The sequence below is a fragment of the Marinobacter sp. L-46 genome, from assembly GCF_056859535.1.
On the sequence record NZ_JBSXOP010000044.1, the window covers coordinates 21,211 to 39,702 of the forward strand.

General features: G+C 58.8%; 18 protein-coding genes and 1 tRNA gene. 9 read left to right on the forward strand and 10 right to left on the reverse strand.

From position 1 onward, the window contains the following. The first annotated feature begins 52 nt into the window (after positions 1–52). Complete coding sequence (locus AC13DJ_RS04890; RefSeq protein WP_474539666.1) at positions 53–265, forward strand: hypothetical protein; 213 nt, start codon at positions 53–55, stop codon at positions 263–265. A gap of 75 nt (positions 266–340) precedes the next feature. On the opposite strand, the gene yfbR is transcribed toward AC13DJ_RS04890, so the two are convergent. After that, positions 341–946: a 5'-deoxynucleotidase gene (yfbR, locus tag AC13DJ_RS04895; protein WP_022990511.1), complete on the reverse strand. Its 606-nt coding sequence runs from the start codon at positions 944–946 to the stop codon at positions 341–343. A 24-nt stretch (positions 947–970) separates the two neighbouring features. Continuing rightward, positions 971–3,796 carry a DUF748 domain-containing protein gene (locus AC13DJ_RS04900; RefSeq protein ID WP_474539668.1) on the reverse strand — a complete coding sequence of 942 codons (2,826 nt, stop codon included), beginning with the start codon at positions 3,794–3,796 and terminating at the stop codon, positions 971–973. Between the two features lie 155 nt (positions 3,797–3,951). Between AC13DJ_RS04900 and pdxH the strand changes: the two genes are divergently transcribed. The 4 genes from pdxH (at position 3,952) to AC13DJ_RS04920 (ending at position 6,203) form a co-directional block, all read left to right on the forward strand. Next, on the forward strand, positions 3,952–4,587 hold the full coding sequence (gene pdxH / locus AC13DJ_RS04905) for a pyridoxamine 5'-phosphate oxidase (protein ID WP_022990509.1): 636 nt from the start codon (positions 3,952–3,954) through the stop codon (positions 4,585–4,587). Then, positions 4,556–5,317 carry a 4'-phosphopantetheinyl transferase superfamily protein gene (locus tag AC13DJ_RS04910; RefSeq protein ID WP_476131650.1) on the forward strand — a complete coding sequence of 254 codons (762 nt, stop codon included), beginning with the start codon at positions 4,556–4,558 and terminating at the stop codon, positions 5,315–5,317. Before pdxH ends, AC13DJ_RS04910 begins: the two co-directional genes overlap by 32 nt. Before the next feature lie 14 nt (positions 5,318–5,331). Next, a complete protein-coding gene (locus tag AC13DJ_RS04915; protein WP_288372198.1) occupies positions 5,332–5,916 on the forward strand; it encodes a DNA-3-methyladenine glycosylase I in 585 nt (194 codons plus the stop codon). Positions 5,917–6,014: 98 nt separating this feature from the next. After that, on the forward strand, positions 6,015–6,203 hold the full coding sequence (locus tag AC13DJ_RS04920; RefSeq protein ID WP_476131648.1) for a hypothetical protein: 189 nt from the start codon (positions 6,015–6,017) through the stop codon (positions 6,201–6,203). Between the two features lie 103 nt (positions 6,204–6,306). On the opposite strand, the gene AC13DJ_RS04925 is transcribed toward AC13DJ_RS04920, so the two are convergent. The 5 genes from AC13DJ_RS04925 to AC13DJ_RS04945 form a co-directional block, all read right to left on the reverse strand. Beyond that, positions 6,307–7,758 (reverse strand): aspartate kinase, encoded by a 1,452-nt coding sequence (locus AC13DJ_RS04925; protein WP_476131646.1) that lies wholly within the window; start codon positions 7,756–7,758, stop codon positions 6,307–6,309. Positions 7,759–7,808: 50 nt separating this feature from the next. Beyond that, positions 7,809–9,077: a diaminobutyrate--2-oxoglutarate transaminase gene (gene ectB, locus AC13DJ_RS04930; RefSeq protein ID WP_022990504.1), complete on the reverse strand. Its 1,269-nt coding sequence runs from the start codon at positions 9,075–9,077 to the stop codon at positions 7,809–7,811. 178 nt (positions 9,078–9,255) lie between these two features. Then, entirely contained in the window at positions 9,256–9,771 is a 516-nt protein-coding gene (gene ectA, locus AC13DJ_RS04935) for a diaminobutyrate acetyltransferase (RefSeq protein WP_482933751.1), read from the reverse strand. A 247-nt stretch (positions 9,772–10,018) separates the two neighbouring features. After that, positions 10,019–10,870: a UDP-2,3-diacylglucosamine diphosphatase gene (locus AC13DJ_RS04940; protein WP_474539677.1), complete on the reverse strand. Its 852-nt coding sequence runs from the start codon at positions 10,868–10,870 to the stop codon at positions 10,019–10,021. Positions 10,871–11,011: 141 nt separating this feature from the next. After that, positions 11,012–11,635, reverse strand: coding sequence for a YbhB/YbcL family Raf kinase inhibitor-like protein (locus tag AC13DJ_RS04945; RefSeq protein ID WP_474539679.1), 624 nt, complete (start codon positions 11,633–11,635; stop codon positions 11,012–11,014). A 255-nt stretch (positions 11,636–11,890) separates the two neighbouring features. Here AC13DJ_RS04945 and AC13DJ_RS04950 point away from each other — a divergent pair, with 255 nt between their 5' ends. Beyond that, entirely contained in the window at positions 11,891–13,201 is a 1,311-nt protein-coding gene (locus AC13DJ_RS04950; protein ID WP_094624375.1) for an NAD(P)/FAD-dependent oxidoreductase, read from the forward strand. A gap of 15 nt (positions 13,202–13,216) precedes the next feature. Here AC13DJ_RS04950 and AC13DJ_RS04955 read toward each other — a convergent pair. Further along, positions 13,217–13,290, reverse strand: a tRNA-Gly gene (locus AC13DJ_RS04955). Between the two features lie 70 nt (positions 13,291–13,360). On the opposite strand from AC13DJ_RS04955, the gene AC13DJ_RS04960 reads away from it, so the two are divergent. From AC13DJ_RS04960 to AC13DJ_RS04970, 3 genes are all read left to right on the forward strand, one after another. Beyond that, positions 13,361–15,076 (forward strand): potassium/proton antiporter, encoded by a 1,716-nt coding sequence (locus tag AC13DJ_RS04960; RefSeq protein WP_474539683.1) that lies wholly within the window; start codon positions 13,361–13,363, stop codon positions 15,074–15,076. Between the two features lie 91 nt (positions 15,077–15,167). Then, positions 15,168–15,722: a L,D-transpeptidase family protein gene (locus tag AC13DJ_RS04965; RefSeq protein WP_474539685.1), complete on the forward strand. Its 555-nt coding sequence runs from the start codon at positions 15,168–15,170 to the stop codon at positions 15,720–15,722. 203 nt (positions 15,723–15,925) lie between these two features. Then, positions 15,926–16,207, forward strand: a complete 282-nt coding sequence (locus AC13DJ_RS04970; RefSeq protein ID WP_476130637.1) for an Lpp/OprI family alanine-zipper lipoprotein — start codon at positions 15,926–15,928, stop codon at positions 16,205–16,207. Between the two features lie 140 nt (positions 16,208–16,347). Here AC13DJ_RS04970 and AC13DJ_RS04975 read toward each other — a convergent pair whose 3' ends face one another. Beyond that, positions 16,348–17,040: an endonuclease/exonuclease/phosphatase family protein gene (locus AC13DJ_RS04975; RefSeq protein WP_482933752.1), complete on the reverse strand. Its 693-nt coding sequence runs from the start codon at positions 17,038–17,040 to the stop codon at positions 16,348–16,350. Between the two features lie 138 nt (positions 17,041–17,178). Further along, complete coding sequence (locus AC13DJ_RS04980) at positions 17,179–18,288, reverse strand: hypothetical protein (protein WP_482933753.1); 1,110 nt, start codon at positions 18,286–18,288, stop codon at positions 17,179–17,181. Between the last annotated feature and the right edge of the window lie 204 nt (positions 18,289–18,492).

An 18,492-nucleotide genomic window follows, 5' to 3' on the forward strand; every position in this document is an offset into this window, starting at 1 on the left:
CTCTGAAACGGGCGCTCCGGCCACTTGATTCAACAACGGGATAAAACTGACTATGGAATGGAGTCTTACCCACTTCTGGCTGATTCTGGCCCTGGCCCTCAGCCTGGCCGAACTCACCTCCGGCGTACTGCTGTTGCTAGCCCTCGGCGTGGCGGCCGCACTGACCGCACTGGTGGCGTCTCTCGGCGCATCTTTTGAATGGCAACTGGTAGCGACGGGGGTGTTCTGTCCGGCAGTCCTGAAGATGCCGTTCGGGACGCTCTGAGCCGGGACGGCCTGCGTGGTGGCATGGTGGCCTCAGCCGGCAACAGCTAAGCCATAAACCCGGTTACGGTGCTCGCTAGCCCAGCAAATGGTCCAGCGGGCGCTCGTAACTGGGTGCAAACACCTCCAGAAAGTACAGCACTTCCGGCAGTGCCTGCTGTTGCAGGCCATGGAGTATCTGCTCCGCCGCCGGCTCGAATTCCTTGTTGCCGGTCTGGATCTCGGCCCGGCATTTCAGCAGGGCCGACAGCCGGTCTGCTGCCTTGATCAGCTCTTTCTCCGCCTGGCCCAGCTGCGACTCCCGCACATAGGGAGCAAAATCCTCCCGCAAGTCATCGGGTAACAGCGCCAGCAGTTCCGCTTCGGCCTTGTGCTCGATATCCCCGAAGGCTTCCCGCATCACTTTCGAGTGGTACTTCACCGGGGTCGGCATATCACCGGTAATTACCTCGGTAGCATCGTGGTACAGCGCGGCAGCGGCGATGCGGTCGGCATTCACCGCCCCGTCAAAGTGCCGGTTGCGGATCAACGCCAGGGCGTGGGCGATGGTGGCCACTTCCCAGGAATGGGTGGCCACGTTTTCTTCGATGGCATTGCGCATCAGGCCCCAACGCTTGATCCAGCGCAGGCGCGACACATAGGCAAAGAAATGACTGGCAGCACGTGCCTTTAGACTGGCCATAAGCCTTCCTGATCCGGTGGTTGTTCAGCGTACATCCAGGTTGAACGGTACGGTCACCTGGCCCTGATCATCCACGGCCGCCTGCCGGGACGGCTCCAGGGTGAACAGTTGGTCAGAGGGCACACCATGGGTGTCCTGCAGCAGGCGGCGCACCGCCACCCCCCGGTCTGTGGCCAGTTTGCCCAGGGTCTCCGGCGGCAGCGACAGCTCACCATTGCGATAAGCTTGTTGCGCCTGCTCCCAGGCTTCACCGGTTACCGGTTCACCCCGGGCTTCACGCTCGGCCTTGAGCAGGGCCAGGCCATCGGCTTCGGTGGCTACGGCACCTCGGATGTTCAACAGCAGGTCCGGCCGGTCATTGAGGGCGCCGGCCAGGGCAGACAGCTTTTCCGCCTCGCCGCTGGCCAGTTGCACACTGCCCGGCACAAAGCTTACCTGTCCCAGTTCTTCGCTGCTGAAACCGGCCAGGTCCGCCAGGGAGCCGAGCATGCTGAACGGTGAGGCCGCCGCTTTCACCAAGAGGTTCACAAAGGCCCGCATGACAATCTGGCCCACACTGAATTGCGGGTCCGACAGGTCACCTTCAATGGGCAGGTCCACTTCAATCACGCCCTGGCGATCGGTCAGCAGGGCGAGCCCGAGCTTTACCGGGGCGTTGACCGCCTCTTCACTGGCCACTGCCTGGCCCAGTTCCATTCGGTCCAGCACCACCTGGTTCGAAGCTTTCAGCCGGGTTCCGATGAATTCGTAGTCCAGGTCCAGTTTCAGTTTGCCGCTGTCCACGCCGTAACCCAGAAAACGGCCAAAGTAGGGGGACAGTACCGGCAGGGCCAGGTCGTCCATATTCAGTTGCAGCTCGCTGGGGTCTTCCGTACCCAGGGCGCCCAGGGTGCCCTTGAAAGTGACCGGCGCCACGCCCGCCAGCCGGCCCTGCAAGTTCACCGAGCCCTGCTGGGGTGGCACGTTGCTGATGCCGGTTACGCTGCCGCTCAGGGTATCGAAGGTGGTGTTAAACACCGGCTCCATGGTGCGGTCGGTATAGGCTACGGAGCCTTCCTCCACCAGCAGCTCGCCAATGCGGAAGATAAAGTCTGGCTCGCCGGATTGTTCGGCTGCGCTGTCATCTTGCGCCGCGTCGGCTTGTTCCGTGCCGGCATCGGCGCCGGTTTTGACAATGCGCTCCACGTTATGGGCACCGCCGGTATCCCGCACCAGGTTAAAGGCCGGTTGTGCCAGGGTTACTGTGCCGATTTCCAGCCGGGCCGGGTTGACGTTGAATTCCACCGGCGCCAGTCGCAGCAACTGCCAGGACACCAGTTGCCCGTCCTGGTCTGCCAGCCGCAGGTCCAGGTCGGCAATTTGTGCGGTGCCGCTGAAGGTACCGGTCATGGGGTCATCCTGGCTGTCCAGGTCCAGGTTGCCGTCAAAGCCCAAGCGGCCTTCGTTTATCGCCAGGTTAGCGCCCAGCTGCAGATAGGGTTCTACCGCAGCCAGCGCGATGTCTGTGCCGGCCAGGGCCCCTTCAAAATTGAACGGTGCGGGTGTCACCTGGCCGTCTGCCCGCAGGCTGCCACCGCTGGCCAGTCCCGCCGACAGGCTGTAGGGCACAGGCTCATCCATCTGCTGGGACAGCCCGCCCAGAGTGACCGCCAGGTCAGTCAGGGTCAGTTCCGCCGGGGTTTCCGGAACCCGGTCACGCCACCGGACGCCACCTTCGGTCAGTTCCACACCCTCAACAGACCAGCGGAAAGCCGGAGCGGAGCTTGCGGGTTCTTCCCCGGCGGCCTCCGCCGCTTGCTCACCGGCCGGCAGCGAGGTTACCCAGTCGACCATACCTTCGGCATCACGGCTGGCGGCCACGAACGGTGCCTCGATGGTCACCATGCCCACAGAAGCTTCCCGGGCGGTGAGGTCAAAGCCAATGTCATTCACGGTCAGGGCCCGGGTTGTGAGCGCCGGCTCTTCGTCACCTTCGTTCAGGGCCAGGGCCAGGTCACGGATCGACAGCTTGCCACCGGAGGTAATCAGTTCAAACTGGTCACCACCGGCCAGCTGGTAGCGGGATTCCACGGTGACGGCACCGTCCCGAAGCTGCCAGGGCAGGTAGGGCGCCAGGAAGTGGGCAAGGGTGTCGTGGCGTATGTCGGAAACCTTCAGCCGACCCTGCGAATACAGCGGCGTTACGCTCAGGTCGCCCTGCCAGTCGATGTGCTGGTCCCCGATGGCGGCGGTGACAGAGTACTGGCTGTCAGACTCTTCCCTCTGCCAGGTGGCCAGGTCGTTCAGGGCAAGATCCAGCGGTTCGATGAGGAATTCGGCCGCTTCCGGCTGGGAGAAATCCCGGAACAGCAGCTGGCCACCTTCAATGGCGATCTGCCGGAAAAACAGCCTGGGTGGTTCTGAAGGCGCTGGCGGCTCCTGAACCGGCTCAGGTTCGCTGGCAGGCGGGTTGGCGTTTTGCCAGTCCCGGGCGTAGTTCACCGAGTAGTCTTCCAGCAGATCCAGGCGGATATCCGGTTCGGTCAGGCGGATTTCCTCGAAGCCGATAATGCCCCGCACCAGCTGGAGGAAACTCACATCCACCCGCAGCTTCTCGAAGGCCGTGACCGGTTCGTCTGCCTGGTCACGGGCGGCAAAGCCTTCGGCTTCCATGCTCAGGGCAAACGGATTAACCCGGATGCTTTCCACCTGCGCCTGCCAGCCCATACGCTGTTCCAGCTGTTCGGGCAGGGCTTTTTCCAGCCACCAGGGCAGCAACAGGAACCCCGCCAGTGCGTACAACCCCACCAATACCGCCAGCACGATGACACTATTTCGCGCCAGATGACGTTCTGCCTTTTGCTCGGCCACAGACCACTCCCTCTGAAACAGCACTGAAATTCCGGATACTCCTTCAAGCATACCGCCGGGCGCCAGTCTTTGTCAGCCAGACCTGACAGCCGGCACTGAACCCGATATCCTCGCAAGACGTAACACTCCCTGTGCAACCCAACGGAGAGAGCAGTATGGACATCGGCGATATGCGTCGGGATTTTGAAAGTGAAGGGCTGGATCGCGAACACCTGAACGACGACCCGGTTTTGCAGTTCCAGGCCTGGTTTGAAGATGCCCGCACCGCCGGCATTCTTGAGCCCAACGCCATGTCGCTGGCCACTGCCGGTACCGACCAGATGCCGGACCTGCGCACCGTGCTGCTGAAATACTTCGATAACCGGGGCTTTGTGTTCTACACCAATTACGGCAGCCGCAAGGCGCTGGAGCTGGAGCAGAACCCCAAGGCAGCGCTGCTGTTTCCCTGGATCGGCCTGAACCGTCAGGTACGTGTTCAGGGGCCGGTGGAAAAGGTCAGCAAGTCGGAATCCCTGAAATACTTCGCCTCCCGGCCACGGGGCAGCCAGATTGGCGCCTGGGTATCGGAGCAGAGCAAGGCGATTACTTCCCGGGGCCTGCTGGAACAGAAAGTGGCGGAGATGAAACGCAAGTTCAGCTCCGGCGAAATTCCCCTGCCCAGTTTCTGGGGCGGTTACCGGGTGGTTCCCGAGCGGATTGAATTCTGGCAGGGGCGGCCAAGCCGGCTGCACGATCGCTTCGAATACGTGAGAGAGGGTGATGGCTGGACCATCCAACGCCTGCAGCCCTGACCGGCCCCGCATCTGGCTGTGTCACCAGATCCAGCGGGACCTGCCCGCACCGCCAGAGTGGATGACCCGTTTTGAGGCCGACACCATGGCCCGGCTAGAGGGTGTCCGCAGGCGGGAATTCCTGGCCAGCCGCTGGCTGATGCGGCAGGGTATTAGCCAGGCCAGTGGTACGGCCCCCGAGCATTGCCGGCCGGTGGACGGACGCCCGGTGGCGACCGTTTCTCCCCCGCACTGGTGCCTCAGCCTCAGCCACAGCCGGGAACTGGCCGCCGTGGCCACCGGCGGCCGGCCGCTGGGTATTGACATCGAACCGGGCCAGCGCAAGCCGGACTGGACCGGCGTGGCCAGGCGCTGGTTTTCGCCGGTGGAGCAGGAGTGGCTGTTCCGGGCCGATGATCCTTTTTCTTTCCTGCAGGTCTGGACTCTCAAGGAAGCCTGGCTGAAAGCCACAGGGCGGGGCATAGCCGGCAACCTGCAAACCCTGGAAGTACGCAAGAACTTCGAACTCTACGGCGACCAGCCTGACGGCCTCTGGCAGGCCAGCTGTTTCTATGCCGAAGGCTTTGTGATTACCCTGGTGCACCAGGCCTCCACCGACGGCAAGCGCACGCTGTGGCCGGACATCACCCTGCTGGAGCCGCCGGCGGACGACTTTGCCCTGACCCCGGCGCGGCCATTAGACACCAGCTGGGAGCCCCTGTTCCACCGCGTGATCCGCGCCAGACGCTGACCCGGAGGCCCGATGTGACCGAGACCAATGAACGCTGCCCCTGGTGCGGAACCGACCCGCTCTATGTGCACTACCACGACACCGTCTGGGGCCGCCCGGAATATGATGACCAGGCGCTGTTCGAAAAGCTGTGCCTGGACGGCCAGCAGGCCGGCCTGAGCTGGATCACCATTTTGCGCAAGCAGGAAAGCTACCGCGCCGCCTTCGCCGGCTTTGATCCGGAACAGATCGTGCGCTTCACCGAGCAGGACCAGGCCCGGCTGCTGGAGAACCCCGGTATTATCCGCAACCGCCTGAAAGTGCAGTCCATTATCCGCAATGCCCGCAGCTACCTGGCGCTGAAGGAGCAAGGCATCGGCTTTGCCGATTTTCTCTGGCAGTTCGTGGAGCACCAACCCCGGCAAAACCACTGGCAAACCATCGAACAGGTACCGGCCACCACCGCAGAATCCGAGGCCATGTCCCGGGCCCTGAAAAAAGCCGGTTTCAATTTTGTCGGCCCAACCATCGTGTACGCCTTTATGCAGGCTACCGGTATGGTGAACGATCACCTGGTCACCTGCCCGGCCCATCGGGAATGTCTCGAACTGGCCCGATGATCCCGACGGGCATGGCAAGCGTAAATCTCCCTGTATCGCAATTCAGGGAGATTTACCGTGCGAATAATTCTCAATGAACTGAAACCGAGGCAGCGGTCGTGATCGCCGTTGCCCGCCTTGCCATTCTGGTCGGCATTGCCGGCTTGGTACCTGAAATTGCGACTGCTGCTGACGGTGGTGGTATTGCTCTGCCAACTGACGGTCGGCGCCTGGTTCTGGCTGTTGCACGGCGGCTGAAGGGAAAGAAAACGGGGGAAGGAAAGGTGATCGGCCACGCCCGGCCATAATAACTCGCCAGAGACGAGACGGCCGACCGGGCGCCCGATCAGGAGGCAAGACGTCCTCCATCACCCGCAAGCGAAGCGACCGGTTCCGCTTGCGGGCAATTCTTCAGGCGGTGGTTGCCGCCACGATAGCGTATTCGTGGTTGTGGGGCTCGATGAGTGCCCCGTGCAGGGCCACAATCGCCTGGTTGTAATGGTCTTCGTCAATCACGAACTGAATGTCCACCTGGCGCATGCACTGGTGAATGGCCAGCACGCTGATCTCCTTGTCTGCCAGCGCCTTCACAGAGCGGGCCAGGATGCCGGGCACCTTCATGTCGCTGCCACAGGCTGACACCAGGGCCACCTTGCGGGTGCTGACTTCGGCATTCGGAAACTCTTCTTCCAGCGCCTTGACCACTCGCTTCACATGCTTGAGCGTGGTGCCCACATAGTGAGTGATGGTGTTGGCGTTGGTGTCCTTCGACATGAAGCGCACCTTGAAGCGGGTCAGCACGTCCAGAATCCTGCGGTCCGAGCCGGGCTCGCCCTGCATGTCCTGGTCGAACACTTCGATGGCAAACACACCCTTGGCGCCGGCAATGATTTCCACCTGCGGTTTCTCGCTGATGTAATCACCGGTAATCAGGGTACCGGTGTGCTCCGGCTCGAAGGTGTTCATCACCCGCAACGGAATCTCGTTCTGGCGCAGGCCCTTACCGGCCCGGGGGTGGATGGCTTCCATACCCAGGTTGGCCAGCTGGTCCGCCACGTCGTAGTTGGTACGACCCAGGGGAACTACCTTGTCTTCACCCACCACTTTCGGGTCAGCGGAGCTCAGGTGATATTCCTTGTGGATGATGGCTTCGCGGGCGTTGGTCATCACAGCCACCCGGCTGAATGTCATCTCGCTGTAGCCACGGTCAAAGGTACGCATCAGGCCTTCCTTGCACTGCGCGTAACCCGTCACGATGGGCAGCTCGCGGCTCAGGTCGATGCTGTCGAACGCCTGCTTCAGCTTTTCATCCAGCGGCAGCAGCTCGGCATCGCGCCAGCCGGTCAGGTCGACAAAGCGGGCATTAATGCCTTCCTGCTGCAGCTTCAGGGTGGTGTTGAACGCACTGTGCGCTTCGCCGATACCCGCCAGCATTTCCCGGACAGTCAGCAGATGCTCTTCAAGCTGGAACTGGCCGTAGGAACACAGGCGCTGCAGGTCGATCAGGCAGCCGCGAACACCTTCAATACGGTCGGTAATGAACTGGTCGGCCTGCTGCTTGAGCATCGGGTCTCTGAACAGCTCGCCGTTGATGTCGGTCAGCAACTGGATCAGCTTGGTGAGGTCGTCACCCCAGGCCCAGTCCGATTCGGCATCGGCAAACAGGGCGTAAACGCCCGGCTCGCCGGTTTTCTTGTGCTCCAGCAGTTCGTTGGTTACGCCGCCATAGGCTGAAACCACGAAAATCCGCTGGTAGAGGTCGCTCTTCTTGCGCTTGCCAATAATGATATTGTCGCGCACGGCCTCGTAATTACTCATTGATGTACCGCCGATTTTCTCGACGGTGTGCTGTGCCGTAGTCATATCCTTGCCTTCGTAATCTGCGTTTTGGAAAGGTGGGGGAAACGGGCGTCTTACGACGCCTCGTTCACACCTTCCTGCATGATCTCGTCAACAGACTCGCCCAGCAGTTTCGCGCCCAGACGCAGGTCGTCTTCGCTGGTGGTCAGCGGCATCAGGCACTTGATCACTTCATCGTTCGGGCCACTGGTCTCGATGATCAGGCCCTTCTCGAAGCAGCGCTTGGTGATCGGACCGGTCACGTCTGCATGCTTGGCTTCGATACCACGCATCAGGCCGCGGCCTTTCATCGAGAACTCACCCGGGTACTTGTCGCAGATCGCCTGCAGGGCATCGCCCAGCACCTTGGTCTTGGCCTTCACTTCGTTGGCGAAGGCATCGTCTTTCCAGTAGGTTTCAACGGCAGCGCGGGCCGTTACGAACGCCATGTTGTTACCACGGAAAGTACCGTTGTGCTCACCGGATTCCCATACGTCCAGCTCCGGCTTGAACAGCACCAGCGCCATCGGCAGGCCATAGCCACTCAGGGACTTGGATACCGTCACGATGTCCGGCTTGATGCCAGCGAATTCAAAGCTGAAGAACTCGCCGGTCCGGCCGTTACCCGCCTGGATGTCATCCACAATCAGCAGGATGTCGTGCTTCTTGCACAGCTCGGACAGGCCTTTCAGCCATTCGGCGCGGGCCGCATTCAGACCGCCTTCACCCTGAACGGCCTCAACGATAGCCGCCGCCGGCTTTTCAACACCGGAGGAGCTGTCAGACAGCACCTTGTCCATGATGTCCAGGGTGTCTACGTCTTCACCCAGGTAGCCGTCGTAGAACATGAAGTCCACGTGGCCCAGGGGTACGCCTACACCACCACGGTGATGCTCGTTACCGGTGGCGGCAACGGCACCGGCAGTTACGCCGTGGAAACCGTTAGTGAAAGAAATGATGTTGGTACGGCCTTTCACCTTCCGGGCCAGCTTCATGGCCGCTTCCACACAGTTGGTACCGGTGGGGCCGGTGAACTGCATCTTGTAGTTCAGGCCACGGGGATCAAGGATGTACTTCTTGTACGATTCCATGAAGTCGTGCTTGGCGGTGGTGAACAGGTCCAGGCCCTGGCTCACACCGTCTGCCTCGATGTACTCGAGCAGTGCTTTCTTCAGGACATCGTTGTTGTGGCCGTAGTTCAGGGAACCGGCACCGGCCAGGAAGTCCAGGTACTGTTTGCCGTCTTCGGTGTACAGGTGCGCGTTCTTGGCACGGTTGAAAATCACCGGAAAGGCACGGGAATAAACACGAACTTCGGATTCAGTAGACTTAAAAATTTCCATTGTCTTGCCTCTTAGCATGTCAGGTTCGAGGTAAATGCGCGGTGGCCTGCTGGTAAAACGTGTCGGTCGCAACAGGCCCGCCGTGCGTTGATGTCAGCCATCTGGCAGGCCCACCCCGGGTGGCCTGCCGGCTGTTCAGATTCGCAGTCAGCGATTCACATGTTGTGAATCAGGGCTCTCAGACAGGCTTCGTGAAAGGCCCGATGCGCAGCAGGAACTCGGAATCGTGATTGCCGCCAAAGTGGGTCTCTTTCTCGAAGTGCTCGTGATAGGTGAGCTCGGCTCCCAGATCACGGGCAAATGAGCGGAACAGCGCCCAGGAAGCCTCGTTGTCTTCGGTAATCGTGGTTTCCAGGTGCGTGACGTTGTTGCACGCGTCCCGGCCTACGATTTCCTTAAGCATCCGCTTGGCGAGGCCCTGGCCACGACCTTTCTCGTGTACCGCCACCTGCCAGACAAACACGGTCTCGGGCTGTTGGGGAGGGATGTATCCGGAGATAAAGCCGACCAGATCGCCGTCCTTCTCCGCCGCCACGCCGGTCTCGGCAAAGTGGCTGCACTGCAACAGGTTGCAGTAAATCGAGTTGGGGTCCAGCGGCGGACATTCCGCAACCAGCTGGTGGAGCCTGAAGCCATCATCCTTGGTAGGTTTGCGCAAGGTGATGGCGGTGGTATTCGATCCTTCTGATGTCATAACGTGATCAATTCGCTTCGAAAGTTAGAGTTGAATTATATAGACCACAAAATATATTTCAAGTCGACCCTCTCTGGCTACCGCCCTCCCTGACACTGCAAGGTACCAATAGCCCCTTGGCCAAATTCTTTTAACCTGATGTTTTTTATGGATTACTTTGACAATTTACCGTAAAACCCCGAATGAGCACCCACCCAAAGCTAAAGAGCCGAAACCAAATTGTTTAGGCCTCCAAACATCAGCACCGTTAACCGGCAATACGGTTAACCTGTTCGATGAACGACGGCGTCAGCACGTCTACCACCGGGCGATCCCCTTCCGGGCCCGCCACCGCGGGCGCATCCTGCTCGGTCATGACAATCACCGGCTGATCAGACCACTGCAGCAACTGCAGTTCGCCATCGGTTGTTTCCACCAGGGCCGAGCAGTGCTCAACCCAGTCACCATCATTGCAGTATAGACCGTCCTCGCCACGCAAGAAGCCGGCAGAGTGAATATGTCCGCAAATAAAACCATCGAAATCTCCCTTCTCGGCGGCCGTCAGTGCTGCCAATTCAAACCGGCGAATAAAGGTTCTGGCCTTACCTATGCGGCTTTTGATCCAGGCCGCCAGCGACCAGTAGGGCTTGCCCTGCAAACGGCGCAGGGCGTTGAACCAGCGGTTCAACCGCAGCAGCAGGCCGTGGGCATGGTCACCCACCAGCAACATCAGGGGGCTGCATCGCACCACCTGGTCGAACTGGTCACCGTGGCATACCAGAAAACGGCGGCCATCCGCGGTGGTATGCACGGCCTTGTAGAGAAGCTCGACACCGGAGAGGGTCTGGCCACAGAAGCGGCGGAAGAATTCATCGTGGTTACCGGGCACATAGACAACGCGGGTGCCGGTGGCGGCCAGCTCCAACAGTTTGTGAACAACCTGCCGATGGCTTTCCGGAAAGTGGGCCCGGCGCTGCATGGCAATCAGGTCGACGATGTCGCCTACCAGGTACAGGGTGTCGCACCGGATGGTATTGAGGAAATCCAGCAGTTGCCCGGCCTGGCAATCCGCTGTGCCAAGATGGACATCCGAGATGAAGACGCTGCGATAATTGCCCATGGTGCCTCCTGCATTGTCAGGCCAGCCGTCAGAGTGCAGGAAAAACTCTGACAAGGCCGGGTGACACGCAGGTGACAACCACGAGACAGTTAGATGAAGACAGGCGCGGAGCCGCTGCAGCCCCGCACCGTCAGAACCCGCTCAGCGCAGATCCGGATTGAGGGTGTAGGTACCGGTTACCCGGGCACTGGCCAGCACATGCCCGGCCATGGCCTGGCGCACGTCGTTGCCGTCAAATTCGCCATCCAGACCCAGCGTTTCCACATCCAGCGCATGCACTTCGTAGTGGTAATGGTGGATGATCTCGTCGTTCCAGGGCGGGCAAGGGCCGTCGTAACCGGCGTAGGTGCCGGCCATGTCCGGATTGCCGGCCAGGAACTGGGTGTAGTTATTCACACCGCGCACCCCGATCGGGCCGGGGCCGTGATCCTTGCCCTTGGGGCTGACGCCGTCACTGTCCTCACCTTCCGGGATGCGAGCAACGCTGGCCGGGATGTCCACCAGCAGCCAGTGGAAGAAGTCTACCCGGGGCAGGTCGGCCGCTACGGTCTTGCCTTCCTGGTTCACATCGTCGGCCACGCTGGGCACATCCGGGTCAAACATCACTACCACAAAGCTTTTGGTGCCCTCCGGCGCGCCTTCCCACACCAGTTCCGGGCTCCGGTTGGGGCCAAAACTCATGTGGTCCTGTTCACTGAATACACCAAACGCGAACTTTTCGGGAATCGGCTGGCCGTCCGCAATGCCTTTGACTTCCAGTTTCACAGTGGTTCTCCTGTTAGCAGGGTTATGCTCCAAGCCTCTGTGGGCGTTTACCCTAAAGTGCCGCATGGCAACGGATTAATCAATCGCGACCAGGCCCAACGAGGCAGCTGAAAGCCACTTTCGTTGAATTGTCATGCCGGAAATACGACGTTAGTATTAGCCGCCTCCAGTCAGGGACTGGACAAAGTCAGTGAGGACAGCCAAGCGTTTTTCGCCGAAAGAGCGCTTGGCTCTCTTCACTTCAAGGCGATCGTTATGGAAAACCTGCATCACATCGTAGTTGTCGGCGGTGGCGCCGGCGGCCTGGAACTGGTCACCCGGCTGGGCAACAAACTGGGCAAGAAACACAAAGCCCGCATTTCCCTGGTCGATGCCGGCCTGACCCACGTCTGGAAACCCCTGCTGCACGAGGTCGCGTCCGGTTCCCTCGACGCCAGCGCCAACGAAATCAACTACCGCGCCCACGCCCGCAAGCACCATTACGAATTCCAGCTTGGCCGGATGAGCGGGCTCGACCGCTCAGCGAAGGAAATCGTCATTGCCGCCTTCCACGATGACGAAGGCAATGAAGTGGTGCCGGAACGCCGCATCCCGTACGACACCCTGGTGATTGCGGTAGGCAGCACCGCGAACGATTTCGGCACTCCGGGTGCCCAGGAGCACTGCCTGTTCCTGGACAGCCTGCGCCAGGCACGGCGCTTCCATAACCTGATGCTCAATGCCTTCCTGCGCAAGAATCATGAAGCCTTGCAGGGCAAGCCCCACAGCCTGAACATCAGCATCATCGGGGCCGGCGCCACGGGTGTGGAACTGGCTGCGGAGCTGCGGCTGGCATCGAGGGAACTACCGGTATACGGCATGAACCACCTGAAGTCATCAGACGTTTCCATCAGTGTGATCGAAGCGGCCGACCGCATTCTGCCGGCACTGCCTGGCCGGCTGTCTGCCGCCGCAACCCGGGAACTGCAGCGCCAGAAAGTGCAGGTATTGACCGGCCAGCCGGTCAGCGAAGTACGGGAGAACAGCCTGGTGATGAAAGACGGCACCGAACTGCCGTCCGAGATGACCATCTGGGCCGCCGGCATCAAGGCACCGGGCTTTCTGGCCGACCTAGACGGGCTGGAGGCCAACCGCGGCAACCAGCTGATGGTAGAGCAAACCCTGAAAACTACCCGGGACGACCACATCTTCGCCTTCGGTGATTGCGCCGCCTGCCCGCAACCGGATTCTGACCGGCCGGTGCCTCCACGGGCCCAGGCCGCCCACCAGCAGGCAGATACCCTGTTCGAAACCCTGTGTAACCGGCTTGAAGGCAAGGAAGCGGTACCCTTTGTCTATAACGACCACGGCTCACTGATCAACTTCAGCAAATACACCACCGTTGGCAACCTGATGGGCAACCTGTCTGGCCGCAGCATGTACATTGAAGGCAAGGTGGCCAGGCTGTTTTACGTTTCCCTGTACCGGATGCACCAGGTCGCGCTGCACGGGTTTGTGCGTACGGGCATTATCTGGCTCATGGACAAGATCAGCCGGGCCATGCACCCGAGATTGAAGCTGCACTGAGGGAAACTGCCGGACTGGAGCGGGCGATGGGAATCGAACCCACGCCACCAGGTTGGGAACCTGGAGCTCTACCATTGAGCTACGCCTGCCGGCATAATGTCTGTTCAAGCAATATAAGCCCGCAGCTATGGCCGGGCAAGCCCCTTTAGTTGGAGTCTGATGGATCCCACCTTCACCCTGATTGGCGCCCTGATGCTGGTTTTCAGCATCGTGCTCAGCCCCCTTTCCAGCCGCGTTGGCATGCCTGTGCTACTGGTCTTCCTGGTGGTAGGCATGCTGATGGGCGAGGACGGGCCCGGGGGTATCGAGTTCGATAATGTGGAACTCGCCTTCCTGATCGCCAACCTGGCTCTGGGCGTTATCCTGCTCGACGGCGGTATGCGTACCCGCGTGGATACCTTCCGGGTTGGCCTGAAACCCGCCATAATGCTGGCCACCGTGGGTGTCGCCCTGACGGCGGGCGGAGCGGCAATCGTTGCCTGGTGGGTGTTCGACCTGCACTGGCTGATCGCCTTGCTGATCGGCGCGATTATCTCCTCCACCGATGCCGCTGCGGTTTTCTCCCTGCTTCAGGGCCGTGGGCTGCATCTGAACGAACGGGTCAGCGCCACTCTGGAAATCGAATCGGGCAGCAACGACCCGATGGCTATTTTCCTGACCCTGATGCTGGTTACCCTGATCAGCCAGCACCAGGACGGCGCCTTTGCCTCTGGCCTGCTGATGCTGGTCCAGCAATTCGGTATCGGCGCGCCAGCGGGCATTCTGGGTGGCTTTGCCATCGTCGCCCTGACCAACCGGATGCGCCTGACGCCCGCTCTCTACCCCCTGTTAGTGGCCGCAGCCGGCATCGCCGTGTTTTCTGCCACCAACGCCATTGGCGGTAGCGGTTTTCTCGCCATATATCTGAGTGGCGTGGTGATCGGTAATCGCCACGTGCGAATGATGCCCATGATCCTGCAGGTACACGATGGCCTGGCCTGGCTGGCCCAGCTGTGTCTGTTCCTGATGCTGGGGCTGCTGGTGAGCCCGTCTGACCTGGTACCCCTGGCTGGGGGCGGCCTGATTCTGGCCTTTACACTGATCTTCGTGATTCGCCCGCTGACGGTTCTGCTGACGCTCTGGCCCTTCGGCTTCAACCGCCGGGAACTGGGCTTTATCAGCTGGGTGGGCCTGCGGGGCGCGGTACCAATTGTCCTGGCCCTGTTCCCGATCATCGCCGGTCTGCCAGGTGCCCAGCTGGTGTTCCATGCCGCGTTCTTCATCGTGCTTGTGTCGCTTGTGGTACAGGGCACAACCATGGCGCCGCTGGCCCGCAAACTGAAGCTGGAAGTTCCAGCCGACGAAGACCCTTACCGGCGCCTGCCCCTGGATGCCCCCGCGGCGGGCGACCACGAGCTGATGCTGTTCCCGCTCCGGGGCCAGAACTGGGAATCACCGAAACGCCTCGGGCAGTTGCGGCTGCCGGACAACACCGCCGTTGCCGGGGTCTTCCGGGATCGCCAGTGCCTGCAGCCTACCAAGGACCTGGAAGTGTCGACCGGAGATGTGGTCGCCATGTTCGCCACACCTGCGGTACTTCCGGAACTTGGCAAGGCCCTGAGTGGCCGACAGGCACCGAAGCACCTGGCCGAGCGTGCCTTCTTCGGTGACTTCGTGCTCAATGGCGGCGCCTTGCTGGGGGATGTAGAGCAGGTGTACGGCATCGAATTCGATGAATTGCCACCGGATCTTTCGCTCGCAGAATGCTTTGCCAAGCGCACCAAGGGCCACCCGGTAGTGGGCGACAAGGTCATTCTGGGCCCGGTCACCCTGGTAGCCCGTGCCACCGAGGCAGACCGGGTAACCAAGGTGGGCCTGAAGATGGACGCAACATAAAATGTAACAAAACCCCTTATCAATCTGCCTGCCCGCTGTGTTATAAACTGCATGAACAAAGTTTAACCATTGGATATCCATCGCCGGCGCCATGATTTTTCGAGCTTTTCTGATCGTTTTTGTAGCACTCCTTACCCCCTTTGCCGGGGCTACCGAGCTGTTAGCCCGGTCCGACACCCGGATGACTCCGGCTATCCCGGAACCCGAGCTGGCTGACCACTTCGAAATTACCCAGGTGGTAGTGAATAAAGGCGAGCGCCGCCTGCACCTGCTCAGTGGCGATCGCAAGGTGCGCAGTTACCGGATTTCCCTGGGCGACAACCCGGTCGGCCACAAGCTTTATGAAGGCGACTCACGCACTCCGGAAGGCGACTACACCCTTGACTGGCGCAACCCGGAGAGCGATTTCTACAAATCCATCCACATCTCCTATCCGAGCCCGAAAGACCGGGAGCTGGCACAAGCCTGGGGGCTCGACCCGGGTGGCAGTATCATGATTCACGGCCTTCCCAACGATGTCGGCGACATGGCCTTTGCCTATGTGGGGCTGGACTGGACAGAGGGCTGCATTGCCGTGACCAATGAAGAGATGGATGAGATCTGGGCCCTGGTCAACGACGGCACCCCCATCCGGATCATGCCCTGACCCCGGTACGTTTATGACACGCCGATTAAGTTGTTGTCATAAGCTAAGAATTTTTACCTATCCTCAGTTAACATTTTGCTTCATAGTGTTTTACACTGTTTAACGACTCCGGTAGTCACTGCCTATCGGGCATAGCTGACAGGAAGTCGTCTATACTGACTTCTGGATCACAGGAAATAAAACGACCAATAAGGGGATTTACCATGCGTAAACTGACGATCGCTGGGCTTGCACTGGCCACTGCTCTGACTGCAGGTTGTGCCACCACTGACCAGGCTACTATCGACGAAGCCAATGCAACTGCAAGCTCCGCTGAGCAGACTGCCAACAACGCTCTGAACACTGCTAACAGCGCTGCAAGCGATGCTCGCACTGCTCAGCAGACTGCTGAAGAAGCCCTGGCTGCTGCCCGCGCTGCTCAGAAGTCCGCTGACGAAGCGAACGAGCGTGCCAAGCGTATGCTGGAGCGTGCCACCCAGAAGTAAGGCTGACGCAAAGCAGAAAAAGGCCGGTTCAACCCAAGCCATTCGCCTTAAGTGTGGCTGGCCTGAGAGATGAGGCCGAAAATCGAAAGGCCAGTAGCCAAAAGTTGCTGGCCTTTTTTGTTCAAAATATTTGAATGATTCTAGCTCGAAACCTTCAAGGTCAAAGGAACGTGATCACTTTTTGATATCCAGTGGTCGTAGTCTCCAACTTCAAGTGTGCAGCTTGTTGTGAGATCTTTTGACGTGAAGACGTAATCGATGTGGTATGCCTTCTCAGGGTTCTTTTGAAGGAAAAAAGTTGGCGTCTGCTCTCGCCCCTGACTTTCTAGCGACTGGACGTGATACTGACTTTGGAGACCAATAGAGCGAAGCTCTGAGATCACATCAGAATGGTTCCACCATCGATCTGACTTATCCCACCTCACGTTACTGTTGAAGTCGCCCAGTATGATTGTTCGCGGGCCTTCAAGATCAGCTTTGTGGATCTGCAAGTATTTCCAGAATTGACCAATATAACCAAAAGCACCGTTGTCGATACCCTTTGTCCAAACAGCAAGACACGTAAACTCAGCATTAACCGTGAATGGTAGAAAAAGTTTCAGTTCTTCAGTTTTCCACTGAAGGGCATTGCTATCGCCCTGAAGCCCAGGAACTCCAAACATGCCGCTCCAATTAAGCTGTTTGACGGAATTACTTTTCTTGGGGAACACTCCAATGCCTTTGTTTTTGGAGTCGCCTACCCAAAGATAATCGCCTGCCCAGCTTCGGTATTCAGCGGTCGATAGAGCAGGATTTTCACACTCCTGGACCACTAAAATGTCTGCGTCTAGCACTGTCAGCTGCTCGGAGCTTCTTTCGCAACGCTCCGTTGCAATTCCAGGTTACGATCTTCATGAAGTCCTTTGGTTCACGTTTGATATCACGGGAAACAGGCCGGTTTACTCATTCTTCCTCTAGCCAATAGGCTATCGCTAACCGTCAAAGTAAATGATTTTCCCTATGTCCACCGGGCCTTTGGCTAGACCTAACTTCATCGCAGGCGTTTCACCCTGCTGATTAGGTGCGCAGTAGTTGTAATACACCCGGAATATGTCGCCAATAATGGTGTACATAGATGGATCATAAGCGGCATAACCATACCAAATCCGCCCCTTGCTTGTACCTGACTGAAAGGGCCTTTCAAAGAATGTAGAAAAGCGCCTGATTCTCATGAAGAAGCGATCTACAGGCGCTAGCGTGGCCATCCGATAAAGATTCGCCTGATGATCAATATCGTATCGCTCAACATCTGTTATGGCTGCCACCATTTTCTCAGGTTCAGCTTTTGTTGCTCCAGGGTGCTCAATCCATCGCTCAGGAGAACCGTTTACCTTCATTGGTTTTGCCAGCCGATTAGCGATGATGCTGTTGGTTATGTCCATGATAATCTTCGGAGTTAGCTGCTGCGCTGGCACTCCTGACATCACAGAAACCATTTTGCGGAACTGCGCAACTAGCTTCTCTTTTTCGTCGTTGGTTTTGTTTTTGGCTGCCCTGATCAAGAATCCGTCAGATAATCCGGCTGCAATCTTCTCCCTGAATGCGGCTACATAGGCCGTCTTCATCCCGCTGTCCAGATCCATGAAGAATCGAGTCTTTTCAGCGCCTTTAAAGAAGCGTTTTAGAAGGTAAAAGTGAGCCATCATGGTATATTCGTTGTGAACTAAGGCACCTTTTGGGGGTAATGCCTTGGTTCTATCGAAAAATTCCGATGAGTCAGCCGTGTTGTACTTGGAATCCGTCAAGGTTCTGATTTTTACCTCATCACGGATATTTCCAGCTATCGGTATACTGTCTTTCGAAGGTGCCTTTTTGATCGCGTCGTTGAACTCTTGCTTCAACCAAATACGGGCGTACTTCCGGTGATATCGGGGTTTTTCGTAGTCTCCACTCTCTACAGCTTCCTTCTCGACTGCACTCGCATCGACCTCTCCGTCGAAATTGAAGTTAAACGCAAATACGTACCCGGAATTCAAACACGCCGTGGCGATACCGTAGATATCACAGTTCCTTTTGTCGGCTCGCTGGGTCCAATTGCTCACAAGGACTTGTCTATCAGTGGATAGGTAAAGCCGCCTGAATTTCTTCTGCCCAAGGTTCCGCTCCCCCCCTCTGTCAGCCTAGTTGTCCAGTTGGCAATTTCGCCTGAATTTAGTCAGTAGGGGCGGCATGGGAGCATTCATGCCACGTTATTCCGAAGAACGTAAAGCCGCCGTGTTGAAGAAGTTGTTGCCACCGCAGAACCG

Bases quoted from the DNA above. Each gene is read 5' to 3' on its own strand.
- AC13DJ_RS04890 (WP_474539666.1), top strand. From the start codon at position 53: ATGGAATGGAGTCTTACCCACTTCTGGCTGATTCTGGCCCTGGCCCTC.
- yfbR (WP_022990511.1), bottom strand. From the start codon at position 946: ATGGCCAGTCTAAAGGCACGTGCTGCCAGTCATTTCTTTGCCTATGTG.
- pdxH (WP_022990509.1), top strand. From the start codon at position 3,952: ATGGACATCGGCGATATGCGTCGGGATTTTGAAAGTGAAGGGCTGGAT.
- AC13DJ_RS04910 (WP_476131650.1), top strand. From the start codon at position 4,556: ATGGCTGGACCATCCAACGCCTGCAGCCCTGACCGGCCCCGCATCTGG.
- AC13DJ_RS04925 (WP_476131646.1), bottom strand. From the start codon at position 7,758: ATGACTACGGCACAGCACACCGTCGAGAAAATCGGCGGTACATCAATG.
- ectB (WP_022990504.1), bottom strand. From the start codon at position 9,077: ATGGAAATTTTTAAGTCTACTGAATCCGAAGTTCGTGTTTATTCCCGT.
- ectA (WP_482933751.1), bottom strand. From the start codon at position 9,771: ATGACATCAGAAGGATCGAATACCACCGCCATCACCTTGCGCAAACCT.
- AC13DJ_RS04940 (WP_474539677.1), bottom strand. From the start codon at position 10,870: ATGGGCAATTATCGCAGCGTCTTCATCTCGGATGTCCATCTTGGCACA.
- AC13DJ_RS04950 (WP_094624375.1), top strand. From the start codon at position 11,891: ATGGAAAACCTGCATCACATCGTAGTTGTCGGCGGTGGCGCCGGCGGC.
- AC13DJ_RS04960 (WP_474539683.1), top strand. From the start codon at position 13,361: ATGGATCCCACCTTCACCCTGATTGGCGCCCTGATGCTGGTTTTCAGC.
- AC13DJ_RS04965 (WP_474539685.1), top strand. From the start codon at position 15,168: ATGATTTTTCGAGCTTTTCTGATCGTTTTTGTAGCACTCCTTACCCCC.
- AC13DJ_RS04970 (WP_476130637.1), top strand. From the start codon at position 15,926: ATGCGTAAACTGACGATCGCTGGGCTTGCACTGGCCACTGCTCTGACT.